Origin of the sequence: Nocardia aobensis NBRC 100429 (genome assembly GCF_000308375.1) — a bacterium.
GTDB classification, from domain to species: Bacteria; Actinomycetota; Actinomycetes; order Mycobacteriales; family Mycobacteriaceae; genus Nocardia; species Nocardia aobensis.
Window position 1 is genome coordinate 1 of sequence record NZ_BAFQ01000039.1, and the last position, 21667, is coordinate 21667.

Sequence of the window (21667 nt, forward strand, 5' to 3'; positions counted from 1 at the left end):
GCCGATGAGCAGCGGAGTGCGGCGCTTCGGTGGCGGCGCGGTCGCGGCCGCATGCTCGTGCAGGGAGCCGACCCACGGGGTCTGCGGGGCGAATTGCGCGGGTTCGGCTGCGGCGGGTATCGCGGGCCCGCCCCGGACCAGGTCCACCCCGGACATCGCGCGCAGGTCGACACCGAAACCGTAGCGCCGGGACAGCTCCGCGCGCATCGCGTCGAGCAGCGCGGGTTCGGCGCCGCCGACGACCACGAGATAGCTGGGTTTGCGGCCGCCCAGCAGTCGATCGACGACGTCGACGACGGCCTCCACATCGCGCCCCTCGGCCAGGTCCGCGGAGCCGATCGTCGGCTCGTATTCGCAGGCCTCGATCCAGGTCTCGGTGCCCGAACGGCCGGTCAGGGTGACGGTCGTGGTGAGCGAATTCAGTTCCACCACCGCGATGCGCTGCTGCTGCGAGGTACTCGCGGACAGTCCGGCGACCCGCAATGCCAGCGGTTCGACGCCGATCTCGCCGACCAGACGACGGGCTCCGGCCTCGAGCGCGGCGCGGCGGCGCGTGCCCCACTCCGACGGGCTCACCACCGTGAGCCGTTCACACGCGGTGGGCAGCCGCAGATTGGTCAGCACGGCGCCGAAGATCGCGGCGAAGGCGTCGGCGACGGTCGGCAGCATCGGGACGAAGGCGATGCGGTCGGCCGCGGCCAGCCGTACCACCGAGACCGCGGGGGAGGGCGGCTGAAGTGGTTCTCCCACAACGAGACTCGTGCCGTCGCTGGCGGGGACCACCGAGGGAGCGCCGTCCCAATGGGTGGATTCGCTGCGCGCCCACAATCGGCTGTCGGTCAGTATCAGATCGACCGTGGACATCAGCTCCCCCTTCCAGGCTGGGTCTCGCGGCATAGTACTCCAGCACGGTGACGCGCCCGCGCTGCCCGGGTCCGGTCAGAAGCTGTTGGCCAGCAACGCATACGCCGCGTCGACCCGCTGATCGATATCGTCGCGGCTGTTGGCGTTGACGACCTCCACGTACCGCCGGTAGGGCACATAACAGCGGAATCTGCTGTCCTTCTGCGGATCTCCCGCACTGTTGAGCGCCAGGCATTTGGCCCCGGGCACCGACTCGGGCGCATCCGCCGGCTCGTACTGCTCACCCGAACTGGAGATCAGCCCCTTGATCATGCGTGACCCGGCATCGGCGTCGCGGACGCGCAACACCGAGCTGTTGTCGGCGACGGCGATGGCATCCATGCCGGTGTCGTCGACGAGCCGCTGACGTGTGGTCTCGTCGGAGGAGATATGGACGAATGCCGGTGCGGCATAGACAGCGAAGCGATCGACATCGGGGGTGCGGTTCGAGCGGTCGCGCACCACGGCGCGCGCGAGCAGACCGTCCGGGTCCACCGGTAACGCGTCGAGGCCGCCGGCCGCGGTCGCCTGGAAATGATCGAGTGCCGGTACCTCGGCGTCGAGGGTCTTCTGAACCCAGGCAAGCAGATCGGCCTCCTCGGAACGGGGCCGCTCGATATACAGCGAGATCACGAACTGCTTGTAGGCCATGAAGGTTCCGATGGTCGCAATCCCCGGACGGTAGTGGATATAGGCGTCCGAGTATTTCGGCAGCGCGAGTTTGCGATTGAGATCGGGCGCGACACCGAAGTCGACGTCCTCGAGTTCGCGCGCGGCCTGCCGGGCCGCGGACTCGTCCGGGAAGCGCAACACCAGATCGGTGACCGAGGTCGCCGCGGCGGCGCTGTCCAGCGAGCCTGGTTTGTCGGAACCCGCCGCGACATACGCGACGACCATCTTGTTGCGGTCGAGTACCGGTTTGGAGACCGCGGCCAGCAGGCGGCGGGTGGCATCGGTGCTGTCGGCGACGACACGTCCGCCGGCGCCGATCGTCAGCGACGGGTCGATGCGGACGGCCGGAACGACGGCCTGCGACATCCGCATCCCCTCCGCGAGCGCACCCTTGCTGCCCGCGGTGGCGTCGTAGCTGTGGCGGTCGACCGGATACGGGCCGACGTCGAGGTTGCGGACATCGATCTCGGCCGCGGTCGGGGTTCCCTGCACACCGCAACCGGTCAGCACGGCCAGCACTGCGGCGCACGTGAAAACCAGAGATCTGCGAATCGTTCGGTCCATGGACCGCCCCCCTTCTCCCGGTGCTCTCTCCCGGTTCTCCGCCATCGAAATTACCGGACCGGACCCGGCAGCGGGGACTCATGGACAACGATTGCCTTAACCTTGTCCCTGTGGTGACCGCTGCGCTGATATCGCTCGGAGGCCGATTCCGTTGATGGATCGGCAGGTCGAGGTTGTCGCCGGTAACCATGTCGTCGTACGCGTCGCGGGGGCCGTCGTGGTCGTCGCGCACCGTGGTCGCGGCCGGGTGCACCCCGACGCACCGGCGATGCGGGCCGCGGAGGCGTTGGCGCAGTTGGTGTCCGAGGCCTCCGAGCACGCCCCGCAGGGACCCGGCCGGATCATCGCCCGCGAGGCCACCCGCTGGCTGATACAGGAGGCCGAACAGGTCGACGGCAGCCCGGTCGACCTGGGTATTCTCTCGCGCTCGGATACCGGTGGGGTGGCGATCTTCCTGCACGGGTCCGTCACAGTGGTGCTCGCGGGCGCCCGGGGGGTCGAGTACTACCGCGGCGTGGATGCCGCCTTCACCGTCGACCGCTTCACCGAACCGCCGGCCCGCGCCGCGGCGCTGTTCATCGACGACGAGCGCGGCCGGATTCCGGAACTGCCCGAACGCGGTATCGGCTCGCTGGTGGAAGGCGTGGCGGCCGCCGCGGGGGCGGTGGTGTGGTTCGACGGTGAGCGGACGCGCGCGCGTGATCGTGCCGCCCGGCCCGCCGCGGGTGCGCACCATCGCGCAGAAGATGCTCCCACGTCACAATTGGACGCGCAGCGGCCCGAACCCCAGGTGCCCCCACCGCCGACCCGGCCGGACCGGTCACCGGAAGCCGATGCGCGGCAAGGGACATCACGTCCCGAACCGGCGGAGGATCCTCGCCTGGCCGAAACCCGGTTGCGCGGTACCAATCCCGCGCCCGGCCCCGATCCGGAACTGGAACGCCGGATGGAGGCGACCGCCCGCGCGACCTCGTTGACGGTGCGGGTGATGGGATTCAAATGCGCCCGTGCCCATCCGAGCGATCCACGCTCGGCGTTCTGCACGGTGTGCGGGATGCCGGTCGACCAGACCCAGCAACCGGCCGAGGTCGTCCGGCCGCCGCTGGGCATGCTCGTCCTCGACGACGGAATGACCTATCTGCTCGCGGCCGATGCGGTGATCGGACGGGATCCGGAGAATTCGGAGGCCGCCCAGCGCGGTCTGGTGCCGGTCAAGATCGAGGACTCCTCCGGTGGAATGTCGCGGGCCCACGCCGAGATCCGGCTGATGAACTGGGATATCACCGTCGTGGACCGCGGCTCCACCAACGGCACCCGGGCCCGGCCGGCCGGATATCGCGATTGGATTCGGCTGCAACCGAATCAGCCGATGGTGCTGGCCCAGGGCTCGGAGATCCAGCTCGGCAACCGCGTACTGCGGTTGGAGCCGGCCGCGCCCCCGCCGTTCGGCTGAGCTGACGAGCCGTTCGGCTGAGCTGATCGACCGAGCGTTCAGGAGTAGCGCGCCTCGCAGATCTCCTGTGTGCCCAGCACACCGGCCCGGAACGCGTCGACCCGGGAGAAGCCACTCGGCACGGTCTTGCCTTCGACGTCGCTGGCCGCCAGTCCATCGCTGAGCAGTCCCGACACCGCCTTGTCGAGATCGCCCGGAGACAGCGCGATATCGCCCTGTCCGGCATCGCGATGCGGATCGGCGAGCCTCGCGGTGATCACGCCCGACAGACAGGCGGCGCGCAGGCCGGTCTTCGCTCCGGTCAACTGCTGATGCGCGTTGCGCTGCACCGCGAGCGCGTAACGCGAGACGAACACGACGTAGGCGTTGTAGTCACCGCCGACGCGGGTCGGAAACCCGTCCTGCTCATCGGTATTCGCCGCACCGCGCTGCGCGAGGGCGGGAATGTCGGTGCCGATGGTGTTGGTCGCGGGGCAGTAGGTGACGGGCACGGTGTCGGCGCCGTTGCTGCAGTGCATGAGGGCGCCGTGATAGTCGTAGGTCGGTTGGGAAGGGATCGGCATGATCGCCGCCATCGCCTTGCTCAACTCCTTGAGACTGTCCTTGGTGATGGCCAATTCGCCGCGATTGACATCGTCGCCGAAGGATTGCGGCAGATTCTTGCGGCGGCGATCGATGTCCTTCATATCGATCGCCTTGCAGCCCTTGGGGCCGTCGGTGAAACCGATCTGCACCGCGGTCACCCGCTCGAAGGCCGAGCCGTGTACCGATTCCGGATCCTCGGGATTGGCGTCCCGGATCGCGACCGTCGCGGCCAGCACGTTGTTGAGGCCGTCGGAGGTGTTGATCGTGAAGTGTGCGGCCTTGTCCTCGGCGACGTGCCGCATGAACGCCCCGGCGAAACAGTCGGCCTGCTGCTCCTTCACGATGACCGGATCCTTGGCGGTGACGATGCGCGACATCGTCTGGATGGCGTGGCCGTATTCGTGCGCGAGCACCATCACCACGGCCATCTTCCCGAAGCTGTCCTGCATCATCGGCAGCAGAACGCCGCGGTCCCAGCCGACGGAATTGTCCAGCCGGCAGTACGCCGCGTTGACCAGGTGATAGGTCGTGTCCTTACAGAACTGCGTCTCCTGTGAGCGCGGCGCCTTCGCGCTCCAGGAATAGAACTTGGTGACGGGGGTGAAGTCGCCTTGGAATTCGTTGTGATACTCAGCGCGCCAATAGCTTTGGATGTCGTCGATGGCATTGAGCGCCAACGTGTCCACCGCGCCCTTGTCGCCACCGGTCGCGGTCAGCGCGGCATCGGGCACGCCGGATCGGGGACCGCTGGGGCCGCTGGTGGTGGGCAGTCCGGCGACCTGGAACGGGTCGTCGTAGATGGATACGGCGTGCCCGCCGGTCGTCATGGTGCAGCCCGCCAGTAGACCGACCGCCAGCACCAGTACGGCGAGGGTCGCCGTCACCGGGCGTTTCGCCATCTCCCCATCCCTCCCCGGGCCGGTAGTCACTGCGTCACCTGCGCCGCCCCCGGCGATCGGGGGCACGTTCGAGCCCCACCGATGTCACGGCCATCGCATATTATCCGGCTCATGTCATTACCGGGGGCGCAGAAGATCACCGTGCGCCATGAGGGAACCGATCGGATCTTCGAAAACACTCAGCAGGTGACCCTGGGCCGCGCGCCCGAGGTGACGGTGTTCGTCGACAGTCCGCTGGTCTCTCGTGTGCACGCGACACTTGGCTGGCAGGGGGGCGCCTGGGTGCTTTCCGACAACGGCAGTACCAACGGGGTTTTCGTGGACGCCCAGCGGATCACGCGGCCCGTGCCGGTGGATCGGCCGATGCTCGTCCGGCTCGGGGACGCGATCACGGGGCCGCTGGTTCATCTGCTGCCGGAAGCGCAATTCCGGCCGCCCGCGCCGCCCAACCGGGCGCAGTCACCGGGCCGTGCGCCGAATCCGCCCGCACGGGATTCCGGGCCGCGAGGCGGGGGTCAGTACGGTGGCGGGCAGCACGGTGGGGGACAGCATGGCGGCGGGCAGCAGCGTCGGCAGCCGTCCCATCCCACACCGCAATCCGGGCAGATGCGCCGTCCGGCCGCGCCGCAGCCGCCGTCGCGGCCCGCGCAACGGCCGAATCAGCGCCCGTCCCAACCTATTCCGGCGGCCCATGGCTCGGGCGGTGTGCCGAACGTCAATATGACCACCAAGGCCGACACCTCGGCGCTGCCGCCGGTGCGTGCGCGGGCCTCGACCGCACCGATCGCACGCGCCGACCGCATTCCGGCCGGCGGCCTGACCATCGGCCGCACCAGCGACAACCAGATCGTCGTCAACGATCCGCTCGCCTCGCGCCGGCACGCCCGCCTGGTCAAGAGCGGTGAGGGTCTCGTCCTCGAGGATGTCGGCTCGGCCAACGGCACCTTCGTCAACGGCCGCCGTGAGCAGCGGGTCGCGCTGCGCGAGCGCGATATCGTCACCATCGGCAACGTGGACTTCGTCGTGCAGGAAGGCACGCTGAAGCACCGCAAGAAGCCGGTCACCGAGCAGGGGCTGAGTGTGCACGGCGTCGGATTCGTCGTCGAGGGCAACAAGCAGCTGCTGGTGGACGTCAACATGCAGGCCGGGCGCGGCACCCTGACCGCGCTCATCGGGCCCTCGGGCGCGGGTAAGTCGACACTGTCGAAACTCATTGCGGGAACGACACATCCGTCGGCCGGTGTGGTCACCTTCGAGGGCCGCAACCTGCACGCCGAATACGAGGCCATGCGCAGTCGTATCGGCATGGTGCCGCAGGACGATGTGCTGCACCGGCAGCTGACCGTGCGCCAGGCGCTGGGATTCGCCGCCGAACTGCGGCTGCCGCCGGACTCCTCGAAGGCGGACCGGCAGCAGGTCATCGACGGCGTGCTGAAGGAACTCTCGCTGACCGAACATGCCGATACCCGCGTCGATCGGCTCTCCGGCGGTCAACGCAAGCGCGCCTCCGTGGCGCTGGAACTGCTGACCGGCCCGGCCCTGCTGCTGCTCGACGAACCCACCTCGGGTCTCGACCCGGCGCTGGACCGGCAGGTCATGACCATGCTGCGCGAACTGGCCGACGCCGGGCGCACCGTCATCGTGGTCACCCACTCGGTGGCCTGCCTGGACATGTGCGATCAGGTGCTGCTGCTGGCGCCCGGTGGCAAGACCGCGTTCTGCGGACATCCGGCCGGGGTCGGTGACTTTCTCGGGACGAGCGACTGGGCGGAGATCTTCGCGCGGGTCGCCGCCGAACCGGATCGCGCCTTCGCGAACTACCGGTCCCGGCAGGCGGCGCTGCCGCCCCCACCGCCGGCCGTGCCCCGCGGTGTGATGGGACAGCCGCCGAAATCCAGTGGCCGGAAACAACTGTCGACACTGTCGCGGCGGCAGATCCGGCTGATCCTGGCCGACCGCGGCTACCTCGCCTTCCTCGTGGTCCTCCCGTTCGTGCTGGGTGTGCTGTGCCTGGTCGTGCCGGGAAAGAACGGTTTCGCCGCCGCGCCACCGATTCTCGGGCCGGACGGTCAATTGCATCCGCAACTCACCGGAGGCAGTGAATCCCAGCAGCTGCTGGTCGTTCTCATCCTCGGCGCGTGCTTCATGGGGTCGACGCTGACCGTGCGCGATCTGGTCGGGGAACGCCCTATCTTCCTGCGGGAACGGGCCGTCGGCCTGTTGCCCTCGGCGTATCTGCTGGCGAAGGTGATGGTCTTCGGTGTCGCGGCGCTGCTGCAATCGGCGGTGCTGGTGGCCATCGTGCTGGCCGGGAAGAATCCGCCCGGGAAGGGGGCGCTCATCCCGTCCGGCGGTGTGGAGCTCTACGTCGATATCGCGCTGACCGCGGTGACGTGTGTGGTGGTCGGGTTGTTGTTGTCGACCGTGGCGAAATCGAACGAACAGGTCATGCCGTTGCTGGTGGTCATGATCATGTGCCAGCTCGTGATGGCCGGCGGCATGATTCCGGTGACCGATCGCGTGGTGCTGGAACAGCTTTCGTACGTCTTCCCGTCGCGCTGGGGATTCGCCGGCGGCGCGTCGACCATCGATCTGCGCACCCTGTTCGTCAACGCCCAGCCCGATGCGATCTGGCAGCACACGCCGGGTTTCTGGTTACTCGACGCCGGCATGCTGATCGTGCTCACCGCGGCGCTGTCCACGCTGACGTGGTGGCGTCTGCGGCTGAAGAAGTCGGCCGCGTGAACGGGGCCGATGACGAGCATCGACGCGGAATGCGCGCACTAATCGGACCTGCCCCGAGCGTCCCGGCGCGACAGCAGGCACACTTATGCATGTGACGGCTCGAGTTGGGGCGATACATCTCGGATGGGATGTGGTGTCCGTGGCCGCCGGTGGCGGTGGGACACCGATCCGCCCGGTCCAGGTGGAAGGCACATATACGCCGCCTGCGTATTTGCTGGCGGACAAGTCCGGGCGACTGCACACCGCGGGCGTGGACCGGCAGCGGCCCGATCTGGGTATCGCGGTCTCCGACGTGCGCGACATCCTCGGGCATCAGCAGATTCGCATCGCGGGGGCGACCTGGCCGGCGGAATTGGTGTTCCGTGCCCGGCTCTACAACCCGCTCGCCGCGATCGGCAGCCGGTTGCGCGGTAAGCCCGACGTGGTGGCGCTGCCGTTCCCTGACGACTGGCCCGACGAGAAGGTCGAGGAGTACTGCCGTCTGGTCGAGCAGATGGACGTCCTCACCGACCCGCTGCCGGAATCCGTGGCGCTGTCCGGCTACGTGCGGGCCCTCGGGCTCGTGCAGCCGCCCGCGCAGGGCCGCCGGGGCGTCGGCGCGACCGGCGTCTATTCCGACGGCCGGGTCTGCCTGGTGGTGGCGGTCGACGGGGACGACGAGCAGCCCACCGAATCGGTCGGGGTGCCGATCACCCCGGATTCGATGCGGGATGCCCATTCGGCGGACAACGTCGTCATCGAGGTGATGGCCGCGGCCCGCTCGATCGGCGCCGACACCTCGACGGTGCTGCTCACCGGCAACGTGTGTTTCAACGATGCGCTGCGGCTGGCGTTCCAGAACCACCTGGGCGCCCGGCTGCGGGTCGCCGATCATCCGATGCACGCCCTGGTGCTGGGTGCCGCGCATCTGCTCGTCACCGACAGCGAATACGCCGAGGCGGAGCAGGGCCCGGCTCCGGTGACGAATCAGCCGGGGCCGGCGGTGCCGAATCAGCCGAATCCGGCGGTGCCGAATCAGCCCGGTTCGGCGGTGTCGAATCAGCCGGGTCCGCCGCGACCCGGGCCGATGCAGGCGGCGTCGAATCACAGCATCCCGAATCGCGGTGCCCCGCAATCGGATTCCCGGCTCGGGAACGCGGGCCGGCATGCGTGGCAGGACGCCGGTGCGCCGGAACCCGCCCGCCCGCCCGCCGAACCGCATCGTCGCCCGGAGCCGCCGAATTCGCACGGGGTCGCCGAGGGCCGGCACGCGGCGCGCGACGCCGGGCCCGCATCGAGCCCGCAACCGCTGCCCACCGGCGAGCCGACCACCCGGATGACCCGGGAGGCCGGTCAGTTGGAAAGCAGGTTCACCCGCCCCCCGGCCGGCCCGGTCGATGATCAGCGGACCACCGAATCCGGTGGTCGGTCATCGGCCGGGGAACAACCGGATGATGAGGAACACGCCCACAAGGGCAAGCTGTGGAGCAAGGTCAAGGACAATCTGTTCGGCGCCCCGACGATCGTGGGGGCGGTAGCGCTGGCGGCGCTCGCGATCCACGCCGACGGTGAGGCGGATCACCTGGCCCGGCCGCTTCCCGAACACAGCTCGGCCGCGTCGGCGGCAGCCGGAGCCGCCGGCGCACGGACCGACGGCGCCGCGGCCTTCGACGCACGCTCGCCGGGTGGTGTCGGCGCGGGATCCGATTTCGGCTCGTGGCCGGCCGTGGACAGGGTGTCACGCGCACCCGAGCCGAGCCCGGCCTGTTCGGTCACCCCGAACACCGTCGAGCGCCCGGGGCCGGGTATGCGGACGGTCGCCGACCATCCCTGTGCGCATCTGGCGGTCGACAATCTGCACTACGTCGTCCCGACGGTCCCCGGTACGTTCGACTCGGGCCCGCCGATTCACATCTGACGAGTGCGGAGGCGATTTCGGGACCCCGGACCGGTCCTGGTATCGTCGTCGTTCGGCGTGCGGTACGTCGCGGATTCGTCCGTACCGTCACACGAGCCCCGGGTCTCCACCGGCCGCCGGGATCACTCGACCGTTCGCCTGGCTGGCAGAACATCAACGACAGACAGGGAAGCACTGTGCCTACGTACAGCCCGAAGGCGGGTGACGTGACCCGGCAGTGGTACGTCATCGACGCCACTGACGTAGTGCTCGGCCGCCTTGCCGTGCAGGCAGCGAATCTGCTGCGTGGCAAGAACAAGCCGACCTACGCCCCCAACGTCGATGGTGGCGACTTCGTCATCATCATCAACGCCGACAAGGTTGCCGTCTCCGGCAACAAGCGCGAGGACAAGCTCCTCTACACCCACTCCGGGCACCCCGGTGGCCTGAAGTCCCGGTCTGTCGGGCAGCTGCTCGACACCCGGCCGGAGCGCGTCGTGGAGCGTGCCGTCAAGGGCATGATCCCGAAGAACAAGCTGGGCAACCAGATCGCGCGCAAGTTGAAGGTCTACGGTGGCGCGTCGCATCCGCACGCGGCCCAGCAGCCCGTTCCGTTCGAGATCAAGCAGGTGGCCCAGTGACCGCTCCTGAGGAATTCAACGAGGAATACGTCGAAGACGCCGCCGCGGAGGTCGTCGACGAGGGTGCCGGCTACGACGCCGAGTACACCGAGTCCGAGGGCTTCGCCGCGCCGGTCGTGATCGACCGCCCGGTGCAGACCGTCGGCCGCCGCAAGGAGGCCGTGGTCCGGGTTCGCCTGGTCCCGGGTTCCGGCCAGTTCGTGCTCAACGGCCGCACCATCGAGGACTACTTCCCGAACAAGGTGCACCAGCAGCTGGTGAAGTCCCCGCTGGTCACCGTCGAGCGCACCGAAGCCTTCGATGTGCACGCCCGCCTGGTCGGCGGCGGCCCGTCGGGTCAGGCCGGCGCGCTGCGCCTCGCCATCGCCCGCGCGCTGATCGAGGTCACCCCGGACGACCGTCCCGCCCTGAAGCGGGCCGGCTTCCTGACGCGTGACCCGCGTGCCACCGAGCGTAAGAAGTACGGCCTCAAGAAGGCCCGCAAGGCTCCGCAGTACTCGAAGCGCTGATCTTGCAGCGCGCGGCCGCTCCCACCCGCACCCGCACGGTGTGCCGGTGGGAGCACGGCCGACGCGACCCCGTACGAGAGCAGGCGCCCACTCCCGGGCGCCTGCTCTCGTGCTGTATCGATCGACGGTAGGCCGGGGCGGGCAGCCTGCGTCCGCGACGCGGGGTCTCCGCGCTCACCGCAATTCAACTCGAGGGGCGAGATAGATGGGGCGTTTGTTCGGTACCGACGGAGTCCGCGGCCTTGCCAACGACTCGCTGAGTCCGGAACTGGCACTGCAGATTTCGGCGGCCGCGGCCCAGGTGCTGGGCCGGGGCAGATCGCGCGCGGTGGCGGTGGTCGGCCGCGATCCACGCGCCAGCGGCGAGATGCTGGAGGCCGCGGTGACCGCCGGTCTGACCGCCGCCGGGATGAGTGTGCTCTCGGTCGGGGTCCTGCCGACTCCGGCGGTCGCGTATCTGACCGCCGCCTATGACGCCTGCCTGGGCGTGATGATCTCCGCCTCGCACAACGCCATGCCCGACAACGGCATCAAGATCTTCGCCGCGGGCGGTCGCAAACTCGACGACACCGTCGAGGACAAGATCGAGGAACTGGTCCGCGCGAAGAGTTTCGTGCGTCCGACCGGTGCCGGTATCGGGCGGGTGCTCAGCCTCTCCGGCGTCGACGGTCATGTCGAGGACCATTACAGCCTGGCCGGCACCCACGAGCGCTATGTCGAACATCTGGTGGAGGCCACCGGCCGTGATCTGTCCGGCGTCACCGTGGTCGTCGACTGTGCGCACGGCGCGGCCTCCGACGTCGGCCCGGCCGCGTACCGCGAGGCGGGCGCGCGCGTGGTCGCGATCAACGCCGAGCCGAACGGGCTCAACATCAACGAACGGTGCGGGTCCACGCATCTCGAGCATATTCAGCGCGCGGTGCTCGAACACGGCGCCGATCTGGGCCTGGCCCACGACGGCGACGCCGATCGCTGCCTGGCGGTGGACGGTTCCGGTTCCGTGGTCGACGGCGACGCGATCATGGCGATCCTCGCCCTGGCGATGCACGAATCGGGCGAGCTGGTGCAGGACACTCTGGTAGCGACCGTGATGAGCAATCTGGGCCTGCACATCGCGCTCCGCGATGCGGGAATCACCGTGCGCACCACCGCTGTCGGCGATCGCTACGTACTGGAGGAGTTGCGCCGCGGTGGCTACAGCCTGGGCGGTGAGCAGTCCGGACATCTGGTCTTCCCGCGGTACGGCACCACGGGCGACGGGCTGCTGACGGGTCTGAAACTGATGGCCCGGATGGTCGAAACCGGTCGCGGCCTGGCCGATCTGGCGAGCGTCATGACGACCGTGCCGCAGGTTCTGGTCAATGTCCCGGTCGCCGACAAGGCCGCGGTCGCGGCCGCGCCGGAGGTTCGCGAGGCGGTGGCCGAGGCCGAGCGCGCCCTCGGCGACAACGGCCGAGTCCTGTTGCGCCCGAGCGGGACCGAACAGCTGATCCGGGTCATGGTCGAGGCGACCGATTCGCATCGCGCCAAACAACTCGCCGACGATCTCGCCAAATGTGTGGCCGCGGTCTGAGCCGCGGGCACGTCGGGCGGCGCGATGAACGGGGTGCGTACGCCGAGTAGGGGTGCGGCTGTATAGGCCGTTGGCCGAGCGGCGGGCGCGCGGCCACGACGCCGGTGCCCGCGCATCATCGTCCGAATATCGGCTGGTCATCGCGAGTGTCGGCGGGCGGCGGCGGATCCTGAAGGGGGGGTGTGAAGGTCGTCGGCGCGCCGACAGTCCCCGAGATCGGGGCGCGACTGTCGGCTCCGGGAAGTATGGTTGGACGCAGATCATGACGCGACAGCGAAGCTTGATTTCCGTGAGGGGGAACAGTGGACCCGCTGAAGCTTGACAAGTCTCCGACGCTCGACGACGCCGCGAATTCGGCCTCGCCGCCGACCGCCACCGCATCCGCTCCGGATACGGTGCTGCGGGTCGATCCCGCGGCGATGGCGGCCTATACGGCCATCGCGAATACCGTTTCCCAACAACTCGCTTCGGCGGCGTCCGTGACGGCCGGCGCGGTCGATCCGCAGCAGCTGGCCACCGACCTGGGGCTGGTGGGAGCGGACTTCGCCGCCAAATTCGCGGCCGCGGTCGCCGAACACGCGCAGGCGCTGTCCACCGCGGGCAAACTGGTCTCGGCCTACGGGCGTGGGCTGAACACCTATACCGCGGGTGTGCAGGGCACCGACGAGGATTCGGCCGTCGCGATCACCCGCACGGAGTCGCGGTCATGAGGCGGCCGACCGCATTGCGTCGCCGGCCCACCGCCGCGCGTAACGACACCAGCACGCCCGCAACGACATCCGATCCGTCCGTGGATCCGCCGATCGTCGCGACCCTGGTCCGGCCGCTGCTGGACCTGCGTGCCTCACTGGGGACCGGAGTCGCGACGCCCGCCGCGACCATCACCGGCGCTCTGTCCAGCGCGTCCACCCAGGCCGCCGACACCGAGGGACCACACCGCGAGGGCGTCCACGCGCTGGAATCCACCTGGACGGGTCCGGGCTCCGACGCGGCCGTTCCGGCATTGCGCACCACCCAAACTCAGATCGGTGACATCTCCGACCGGGGCCCGGCCTACCTGGGCGTCCTGGCCGACGCCCACGCGACCAGTGCGCGGGCGGCCGGCCGCATGGACCGGATCATCGCCGATTTCCGGCGCGACGCTCGAACCATCCTCGGCAACGCCACCGCCGCGCCGGATACCGACGCGGTGATCAATCGGGCCACCCAGGCGCTGCGCGACGCGATCACCACCGTCACCTCCGCACGCACCGAAATGGACGATCACTCGCGTCGATTGGACGAGATGGGTCCGCTCACGGTCACCACGCCGGCCGGGCTCAACTCCTCGCAGTCGTGGGGAGATACGCCCGCTACGGTCCTGCCCAGCGCCTACGGTGCGGTTCCGGGCCAATACGGCACGGTCCCAGCGCAATACGGTACGGCGCCCGGTCAGCCGATCGATCCGGCGCAGCTGGCGCAGCTGCAACTACAGCAGCTGCTTGTGCAGGCGGGTGTGCAGGTCGGTACCTCGGCCATCAATGCCGGTGTGGATATCGGTACCCACCTGATCGACAAGATCGCCGAGGTCGGTACGCACACCATCGACACGGTGGCCTCCTCGGTCGACCAGGCGATACCGCAGCTGATCAACCCGGACCACGCCACCGGTGACAAGACCAATCCGGCGGGGAATTCCGGAGATTCGGCGAAGCTGTTCGACTTCGGCCCCGGCAAGACGGCTCCCGGAACGACGGGACCGGGCTCGATCATTCCGGGCGCACCCGCACCCGACAAGGCGCCGGCCGACAAGACCCCGGCCGACAAATCCGATCCGCCACCCCCGTCACCGTCGTCCATCCTTCCGCCACCTGCCGACCCGCCGCCGATGCCGAAGCCACCGGCGCCCGTCCCCGCACCCGCACCCGCGCCGGAGCCGGCGCATCCGGGCGGGGTGGCCGGAGGTATGGCCTTGCCGCCGCCGGCCGGCAGCGGACAGGAACACAAACCTCGCGACGGCCAGCTCGGTGTCACCGTGCCGGCGGCCGAGACAACGGTTCCCGCCGCGGTGATCGGCGACTTCGGCGATGACACGGTCTGAGCCGGACCCGCAGCAGGACAACCCGTTCGACCTCGGCCTGCCGATGGTCCGCACTCCCGTCGGTAAGCAGGGCCGCAAGCGGCGGTCGGGCCGGCGAAATCCGAACCGCCCGGCCGCGGCGGCCTATCACAGCGCCGTCGCCGTGCCGCCGGCCCGGCCCGGCCCGGAGTCGGCGGCCTATCCGTCGGGGGAGTGGGAGCAGTGGCTGGAACCCGCGCAGCGCACGCCCGAGCCCGAGCCGGAGGTGGAACCGGAGCCGCGCCGCATCCCGGTCGGGGGACCGCTGACCGATCCGGATCTGGTCGACAAGTCGACGTTGGTTCCGCATATCGTCGACCGCTCGGGCGGTAACCCCGGCCCCGCGCTGCGGCGTCCGCGCCCGCGCCAGGGCGGGCCGCGCCGCGACCACCGTCGCGGTGAAAAGCTGCTGGCCGCAATCACGTTGATCGGTGTGGGCATCGTCGTCGTCTCGGTGGTGCTGACCGTCATCCATACCGGGAAGCGGTCCCAGCCGGTCGCGACCAAACCGCCGATGGTCGCGGCGGTGCCGGTGCCCACCTCGGTGAGTGCGACCCCACCGCCGCCCACGACTACGGCCGCGGCGACCTCGACGATCGCCACCGACGGTTGTGAGCAGCAGCGCACCGCGGAAGTGGTCTCCGGGACCGACCCCGGAGGCACCGCGAGTGGTCCGGACGCCATCCTGGCCTTCGAGCGGGCGTACTACGTTCAGCGTTCGGGGTACGCCGCCCGCGCGGTCGTCGCCGACGACTCGTCGGTGCCGCCGGCCGACCAGATCCAGCGTGGCATCAATCAGGTGCCGGTCGGCACCCGCTACTGCGTGCAGATCACCCGCACCGGCGACGAGGGGCAGTGGGAGGTCCGCCTCACCCAGCAGAAACCGGACGAACAGCCGCATGCGTTCACCCAGATCATCAGCACCCGAGCGGAATCGGGGCGCACGCTGATCACCGGCATCGCGGCGGGCTGAACCACATCCGGGTTCAGAACCGGGCGTGCACGAACCCGGTGAACGGCACGAGGAAGCCGCCGATCTCACAGACGATCAACGCGTACATGGCCGCCCGCAGCGGCAGTCCGATGTCGCCGCGGAATTGATTCGTCGTATCCCGCCGCAGCCCGTGCAGGCAGTAGGAGGCGATGGCACCGGCGAAGAAGCCGAGGACGATCAGCGCCGCAACGAGATTCACCGCCGTCGGCCAGTCCGACAGTTCCACGAAGACGGCGAGCAGCAGCGCCGCGAAGCTGTACATCAGGGCCGCGCGGTGTGCGATATCGACGTAGGGATGCGCATGCCCCTCTGCTGAGGTCCGCATCCCGTGGTACTTCCACACGCCCAGCAGCAGTGCCCAGATGAAGAGAAGGCCGGCGATCAGGAGCGTGATCCGGGTGTCCACACCGAGTTGTATCTGTTCCATCCGGGTCTCCTGGGCGGTCGCGTGAGGCATCGCGATCGTTACGCCGAGCACGTTCTGATTCAACGGTTTTCGGTGAGTTGTCCGGCGGACATGTGCCAGCGCCGGGTCGCCCGCACGGTATCGAGCATGCGCCGATCGTGGGTGACCAACAGCAGTGTGCCGTCGAAGGATTCGACGGCCTGCTCCAACTGCTCGATCGCGGGCAGATCGAGATGGTTGGTCGGTTCGTCGAGTACCAGCAGGTTGACCCCGCGTGCCTGCAACAGCGCCAGCGCGGCGCGCGTGCGCTCACCCGGCGACAGGGTGTCGTTGGCGCGCAGCACATGAGCCCCGCGCAGCCCGAATTTGGCCAGCAGCGTGCGGATCTCCGCCTCCGGCCAGTCGGGTACCTCGGCGCCGAACGTGTCGGCCAGCGAGGCGGTGCCACGAAACAGTCCGCGTACCTGATCGACCTCGCCGATCGCCACCCCGAACCCCGCGAGGCGGTTCCGGCGTCCGGCGCCACCTTGCCCAGCAGCAGCGCCAGCAGCGTGGATTTACCCGACCCGTTGGGACCGGTCAGGACGATCCGGTCACCCCAATCGACCTGGGTGGTAACCGGACCGAGGACGAACTCGCCGCGCGACACGACGGCATCGGACAGCGTCGCCACCACCGACCCACTGCGCGGGGCGGAGGCGATCGACATCCGCAATTCCCACTCCTTGCGCGGCTCCTCCACCACCTCCAGCCGTTCGATGCGGCGCTGGGTCTGGCGCACCTTCGACGCCTGCTTCTCGGTGGATTCGGCGCGCATCTTGCGACCGGCCTTGTCGGAGTCCACCTTTCGCGGATCCCGAGCCTTACGGCGCGCATTGCGCACGCCGTGCTCGAGCCAGTTCCGTTGCATCACCTGCCGCGCTTCCAGCCCGGCCTTGGTATCGGCGTAGTCCTCGAAGGCCTCCCGCGCGTGCCGGCGGGCGATCTCGCGTTCGGCCAGGTACGAGTCGTAGCCGCCGTCGTAACTGCCGACCTGCTGCTGGGCGAGATCGAGTTCGACGATCCGGTTGACGGTGCGCGCCAGGAACTCGCGATCGTGACTGATCACCATCAACGGCGTCCGCACCCCGGTCACGAAATTCTCCAGCCGGGCCAGACCGTCCAGGTCGAGATCGTTCGTCGGCTCGTCCAGCAGCAGAATGTCGAAGCGCGACAACAGGACCGAGGCCAGCCCGGCCCGCGCCGCCTGCCCACCCGACAGCGCGGTCATGGGTGTGTCGAGGCCTTGCGGCAAACTTTCGGTGAGGCCCAGTTCGGCGGCCACCTCGTCGGCGCGCGGTTCCAGGTCGGCGCCGCCCAGGGCGAGCCAGCGTTCCAGGGCGGCCGAATACTCCTCGGCGGCGGTATCGTCGGTCGCCAGCCGTTCGGCCGCGGCGTCCATCGTGCGCTGCGCCGCCGCCACTCCGGTCCGGCGGGCCAGGAATCCGGCCACCGTCTCGTCGGCCAGGCGTTCCGGTTCCTGCGCGAGGTAGCCGATCGTCGCATCGGGCGGGCTCAGCGTGATCCGCCCGGTCTGCGGTGTGCGGTCGGCCAGCATCCGCAACAGCGTCGACTTACCCGCGCCGTTCACCCCCACCAGACCGATCACGTCGCCGGGCGCCAGCACCAGATCCAGGTCCTCGAACAGCACCCGGTCTCCGTGCCCCGCCGAGAGGCCGTGCGCATGCAGAGTCGTACTCACGCCCACGAGTCTGCCGGGTTCGGGGTATCACCCTGAGCCCGGGCCGTGGAAATCAGGGTCGGGATGGGTCTCGCGCCCGATGCGCGCCGGGGTGCCCGCACAGCACAGTGGAATCACCACGCACGACCGTGACAGAAGGAGAGCGTCATGACCGCCCCCACCCGCCGCCTCACCCGATCGACCGCCGACAAGTGGATCGGCGGCGTCTGCGGTGGCCTCGCCGAATACTTCGGCTGGAACGCCAATGTGATCCGCCTGCTGTTCGTCCTCTCCTGCCTGCTGCCGGGCCCGCAGTTCATCGTCTACCTGGTGCTGTGGCTGATCATCCCGAAGCAGTAGCCCGGGCGCGGCCGGACGATAGTTATCCACAAGCAAACCCTCGGCCCACCTCGGCGCCGGTAAGTTATCCACAACATGCCGGACCGGGGATGCGCCACACCACTTCCGGATGCCAGGATGGAGGAAATTCCCGCACGTCCCTCGAGGAGCACATACATGATCCATTCGGGCGATCTGCCGGGCCTGGACCTGCCGGAAGTCGACGCACACTCCGACCTCGGCGGCATCGGCGCCGTGGAGCTGAACCACCCGTCCCAGGACATCGACGCCGACGGCATCCTGGACACCGAAACCTTCCACAGCGACCACTCGATGGAAGTCTGGTCCGATATGGACCACGACGGCTACGCCGACCATGTCAGCATCGTCGATGACGGCGGCGACTACTCCGCCTGGGAATTCCACCATTACCCCGACGGCCGCACCGAGTGGGTCCAGGTGGACAAGGGCAAGATGGGCAAGTGAGCAGCGTGCCTTCGGTTTTCGACCGACGGCCCGGCAAGTAGATGCGGGTACGAGCTCACCTATCGCTGCGCCAGTGCCTTCAGTCGTTCCAGCGAAGGCAATTCGCCTTCTACAGCATCCGGCTGGATCAGAACCGGAGAGCCGTCGTCTGGCGCGGACGCACCGACCCAGGCTTACGAGTCCAGGGCTCGTATCGTCGTTCGAGCGGATCGCGTTGCGGTTTCGGTTCTGGATACGGGGGCGTTCCGGCGGCGGCAGAGGCCCCAGTTGTAGCTGGTGTCGTCCCAGGAGTTCACGATGGCGAGCCTGACTTCGAGAATCGATTGTCGACGGCCTCCTACTTGCGCAGGGCGCGGGCCATCTGGACGAGCTGCAGGGGCGAAACGTGTTCGGGCTCGGGCTCTTCGGTGGCTTCCGGGTCGACCGCGGCGGTGTGCGGGATGTCGGCCTCGGGGTCGGCGAAGGGCTGATACTTCTTGTCGCCCAGGAGTTGGTAGCTGAGGTAGCCGACCAGAAGGGCGCGGGTGATGCGTTCGGTCTTCGGTTCGTATTTGGCGGCGCCGAGGGCGGCCAGGGCGCGACGGCCCTCGACGATGCCGTTGTGGGTGGCCTTGTCGACGGTGCGCAGCGACATCGGCCCGCCCCAGGCGGTGGCCAGGGCCTGCGCGGTGCAGTTGCCGGTGGAGATGTCGGCACCGCCGCCGACGATGAGGGCCGGGGTGTCGATCTGGGGTGCGAGGGCTTCCGCGCTCGGGGCGGTGGGTGCCGGATAGAGGGCCGCCACGGCACCGACCTTGCGCTGCGAGGCCGCGATGACGGCGGCCCCCGCGCCCATGCCGTGCCCCGCCAGGGCGAGTTTGTCCGGGTGCACGCTGATGGTGCCGCCGCCCAGGCGCACGCCCGCGCAGATGTCGAGGGTGGTCAGCAGGTCGGTGGCCAGATTCAGGTGCGAGGGCAGCGGGCCGCGTTCGGTGTCGGGTGCGGCGGCGACGAAACCCCAGGACGCGAGATGTTCGAGCAATCGGCGGTAGTTGCCGGCGCCGGCGAGCCAGCCGTGTCCGAAGGCGACCGCGGGCAGGTTGTGGCCCTCTTCGGGGGTGTACACCACGCCGGGCTGCCCGGCGATGCCGAGGTTGCCGCGCATCACCCGGTGCGGACCCGGGCTGGTCAGAATGCTCAGAAGCGATTTCACAGACACCGACACGGGGGAGAACTCTACCGAGAGTCGCCCGGAATGCGGCACTGTCGCGAGCGGAGCGGCCCGGACACGCCGCCACCTGCTGCGATAGCAGGCCGATTCGCGTGTCCACGCGGCCCAAGTAGGCTGGGACACCATGTGCGGAATCGTTGGCTACGTCGGGTACCGGGACGCGCTCGGCGTCGTCGTGGACGCACTGCGCCGCATGGAGTACCGGGGCTACGACTCCGCGGGCGTGGCGATCCTGGACGGCGCGGGCACTATCGCGGTGGAGCGCAAGGCCGGTCGGCTGGCCAATCTGGAGGCCGAGCTGGCCGAGGCCGGTCCCGCCGCGTTCGCCGGTACGACCGGTATGGGGCATACCCGGTGGGCCACGCACGGCGCGCCCACCGATCGCAACGCGCACCCGCACCGCGATCTCGCGGGCCGGGTCGCGGTCGTGCACAACGGCATCATCGAGAATTTCGCGCCGCTGCGTCGCGAGCTCGAGGAGGCCGGGGTCGAACTGCGCAGCGATACCGACACCGAGGTCGCGGTCCACCTGGTCGCGCGGGCGTATGCGGCCGGACCCACGGCCGGTGATTTCGTCGGCAGCGCACTGGCCGTCCTGCGCCGGCTCGAGGGCGCGTTCACGCTGGTGTTCACCCATGCCGACCATCCGGGCACGATCGTGGCCGCGCGTCGCTCGACACCGCTGGTGGTCGGTGTGGGCAAGGGTGAGATGTTCATCGCCTCGGATGTGACGGCGTTCATCGAGCACACGCGCGAAGCGGTCGAGCTCGGTCAGGACCAGGCCGTGGTGATCACCGCGGACAGCTACGTGGTCACCGATTTCGCCGGCGCCACCGAGGGTGCGCGGACCCGTCCGTTCACCATCGACTGGGATCTGGCCGCCGCCGAGAAGGGCGGCCACGACTACTTCATGCTCAAGGAGATCGAGGAGCAGCCCGCCGGAGTGGCCGAGACGCTGATGGGCCATTTCGACAACGGTCGCATCGTGCTGGACGAGCAGCGCCTCGCCGACCAGGAACTGCGCGAATTCGACAAGGTGTTCGTGGTGGCCTGCGGCAGTTCGTATCACGCCGGCCTGCTGGCCAAGTACGCGATCGAACATTGGACCCGGGTTCCGGTCGAGGTCGAGCTGGCCAGCGAGTTCCGCTACCGCGACCCGGTCCTGGACCGGTCCACGCTGGTGGTCGCGATCTCGCAGTCCGGTGAGACCGCCGACACGCTGGAGGCGGTGCGCCACGCCAAGGAGCAGAAGGCGCGCGTGCTCGCGATCTGCAACACCAACGGCGCGCAGATTCCACGCGAATCCGATGCCGTGGTCTACACCCGTACCGGCCCGGAGATCGGCGTCGCCTCGACCAAGGCCTTCCTCGCCCAGATCACCGCGAATTACCTTGTGGGCCTTGCCCTCGCGCAGGCGCGCGGCACCAAGTACCCGGACGAGGTGGCCCGCGAATTCGGTGAGCTGGAGGCCATGCCGAAGCTGGTGGAGCGGGTGCTCGAGACCGCGCCGCAGGTCCGCGAGATCGCCCGGCGGTTCGCGCATCAGTCGACGGTGCTGTTCCTCGGCCGCCACGTCGGCTACCCGGTCGCGCTCGAGGGTGCGCTCAAGCTCAAAGAGCTGGCCTATATGCACGCCGAGGGTTTCGCCGCCGGTGAACTCAAGCACGGCCCGATCGCGCTGATCGAGGAGGGCCTGCCGGTGATCGTGGTGATGCCCTCCCCGAAGGGACGCGCGGTGCTGCATTCGAAGCTGCTCAGCAATATCCGGGAGATCCAGGCCCGCGGTGCCCGCACCATCGTGATCGCGGAGGAGGGTGACGATACGGTCCGTCCGTTCGCCGACCATCTGATCGAGATCCCGGCCGCCCCGACCCTCTTCCAGCCGCTGCTGTCGACCGTGCCGCTGCAGATCTTCGCCGCCGAGGTGGCACAGACCCGTGGCTACGACATCGACAAACCGCGCAACCTCGCGAAGTCGGTCACCGTCGAATAGC

Annotated in this window: 17 protein-coding genes and 1 pseudogene; 12 read left to right on the plus strand and 6 right to left on the minus strand. The window is 69.1% G+C overall.

The genetic code is table 11. From position 1 onward, the window contains the following. Positions 1–864 (minus strand): hypothetical protein (locus RJ03_RS04530; RefSeq protein ID WP_036498279.1); only part of this gene is annotated, 864 nt, incomplete at its 3' end. Between the two features lie 75 nt (positions 865–939). Beyond that, a complete protein-coding gene (locus RJ03_RS04535) occupies positions 940–2139 on the minus strand; it encodes a DUF7373 family lipoprotein (RefSeq protein WP_036498280.1) in 1200 nt (399 codons plus the stop codon). A gap of 154 nt (positions 2140–2293) precedes the next feature. Here RJ03_RS04535 and RJ03_RS04540 point away from each other — a divergent pair, with 154 nt between their 5' ends. Next, entirely contained in the window at positions 2294–3592 is a 1299-nt protein-coding gene (locus tag RJ03_RS04540) for an FHA domain-containing protein (RefSeq protein WP_036498281.1), read from the plus strand. A gap of 38 nt (positions 3593–3630) precedes the next feature. Here RJ03_RS04540 and RJ03_RS04545 read toward each other — a convergent pair whose 3' ends face one another. Then, complete coding sequence (locus tag RJ03_RS04545) at positions 3631–5076, minus strand: neutral zinc metallopeptidase (RefSeq protein WP_036498282.1); 1446 nt, start codon at positions 5074–5076, stop codon at positions 3631–3633. Positions 5077–5187: 111 nt separating this feature from the next. On the opposite strand from RJ03_RS04545, the gene RJ03_RS04550 reads away from it, so the two are divergent. The 8 genes from RJ03_RS04550 to RJ03_RS34795 all read left to right on the plus strand — a co-directional run bounded on the left by RJ03_RS04550 (position 5188) and on the right by RJ03_RS34795 (position 15491). After that, entirely contained in the window at positions 5188–7821 is a 2634-nt protein-coding gene (locus RJ03_RS04550) for an FHA domain-containing protein (RefSeq protein WP_036498283.1), read from the plus strand. Between the two features lie 91 nt (positions 7822–7912). After that, complete coding sequence (locus RJ03_RS38775; protein WP_281032265.1) at positions 7913–9718, plus strand: hypothetical protein; 1806 nt, start codon at positions 7913–7915, stop codon at positions 9716–9718. A 176-nt stretch (positions 9719–9894) separates the two neighbouring features. Continuing rightward, positions 9895–10338 (plus strand): 50S ribosomal protein L13, encoded by a 444-nt coding sequence (rplM, locus tag RJ03_RS04560; protein ID WP_036498285.1) that lies wholly within the window; start codon positions 9895–9897, stop codon positions 10336–10338. Beyond that, positions 10335–10847: a 30S ribosomal protein S9 gene (rpsI, locus tag RJ03_RS04565; RefSeq protein ID WP_036498286.1), complete on the plus strand. Its 513-nt coding sequence runs from the start codon at positions 10335–10337 to the stop codon at positions 10845–10847. Before rplM ends, rpsI begins: the two co-directional genes overlap by 4 nt. Before the next feature lie 205 nt (positions 10848–11052). Then, a complete protein-coding gene (gene glmM / locus RJ03_RS04570) occupies positions 11053–12420 on the plus strand; it encodes a phosphoglucosamine mutase (protein WP_036498287.1) in 1368 nt (455 codons plus the stop codon). A gap of 302 nt (positions 12421–12722) precedes the next feature. After that, positions 12723–13130: a hypothetical protein gene (locus tag RJ03_RS04575; protein ID WP_232329261.1), complete on the plus strand. Its 408-nt coding sequence runs from the start codon at positions 12723–12725 to the stop codon at positions 13128–13130. Then, entirely contained in the window at positions 13127–14500 is a 1374-nt protein-coding gene (locus tag RJ03_RS04580; protein ID WP_036498288.1) for a hypothetical protein, read from the plus strand. Before RJ03_RS04575 ends, RJ03_RS04580 begins: the two co-directional genes overlap by 4 nt. Further along, positions 14487–15491 carry a DUF8176 domain-containing protein gene (locus RJ03_RS34795; protein WP_051024321.1) on the plus strand — a complete coding sequence of 335 codons (1005 nt, stop codon included), beginning with the start codon at positions 14487–14489 and terminating at the stop codon, positions 15489–15491. The genes RJ03_RS04580 and RJ03_RS34795 overlap by 14 nt, the downstream gene beginning before the upstream one ends. Before the next feature lie 13 nt (positions 15492–15504). Here the strand turns inward: RJ03_RS34795 and RJ03_RS04590 are convergent, their stop codons facing one another. Both RJ03_RS04590 and RJ03_RS04595 read right to left on the minus strand, forming a co-directional pair. Beyond that, positions 15505–15939, minus strand: coding sequence for a hypothetical protein (locus tag RJ03_RS04590; RefSeq protein WP_063063964.1), 435 nt, complete (start codon positions 15937–15939; stop codon positions 15505–15507). Positions 15940–15998: 59 nt separating this feature from the next. Next, a pseudogene (locus RJ03_RS04595) lies at positions 15999–17659 on the minus strand (ABC-F family ATP-binding cassette domain-containing protein). 147 nt (positions 17660–17806) lie between these two features. Between RJ03_RS04595 and RJ03_RS04600 the strand changes: the two are divergent. Next, positions 17807–17998 carry a PspC domain-containing protein gene (locus RJ03_RS04600; RefSeq protein WP_036498289.1) on the plus strand — a complete coding sequence of 64 codons (192 nt, stop codon included), beginning with the start codon at positions 17807–17809 and terminating at the stop codon, positions 17996–17998. A gap of 156 nt (positions 17999–18154) precedes the next feature. After that, entirely contained in the window at positions 18155–18463 is a 309-nt protein-coding gene (locus tag RJ03_RS04605; protein ID WP_030513482.1) for a DUF6802 family protein, read from the plus strand. A gap of 337 nt (positions 18464–18800) precedes the next feature. On the opposite strand, the gene RJ03_RS04610 is transcribed toward RJ03_RS04605, so the two are convergent. Then, complete coding sequence (locus RJ03_RS04610) at positions 18801–19667, minus strand: dienelactone hydrolase family protein (protein ID WP_036498290.1); 867 nt, start codon at positions 19665–19667, stop codon at positions 18801–18803. A 130-nt stretch (positions 19668–19797) separates the two neighbouring features. Here RJ03_RS04610 and glmS point away from each other — a divergent pair, with 130 nt between their 5' ends. Beyond that, positions 19798–21666: a glutamine--fructose-6-phosphate transaminase (isomerizing) gene (glmS, locus tag RJ03_RS04615; RefSeq protein WP_036498291.1), complete on the plus strand. Its 1869-nt coding sequence runs from the start codon at positions 19798–19800 to the stop codon at positions 21664–21666. Position 21667: the final 1 nt, after the last annotated feature.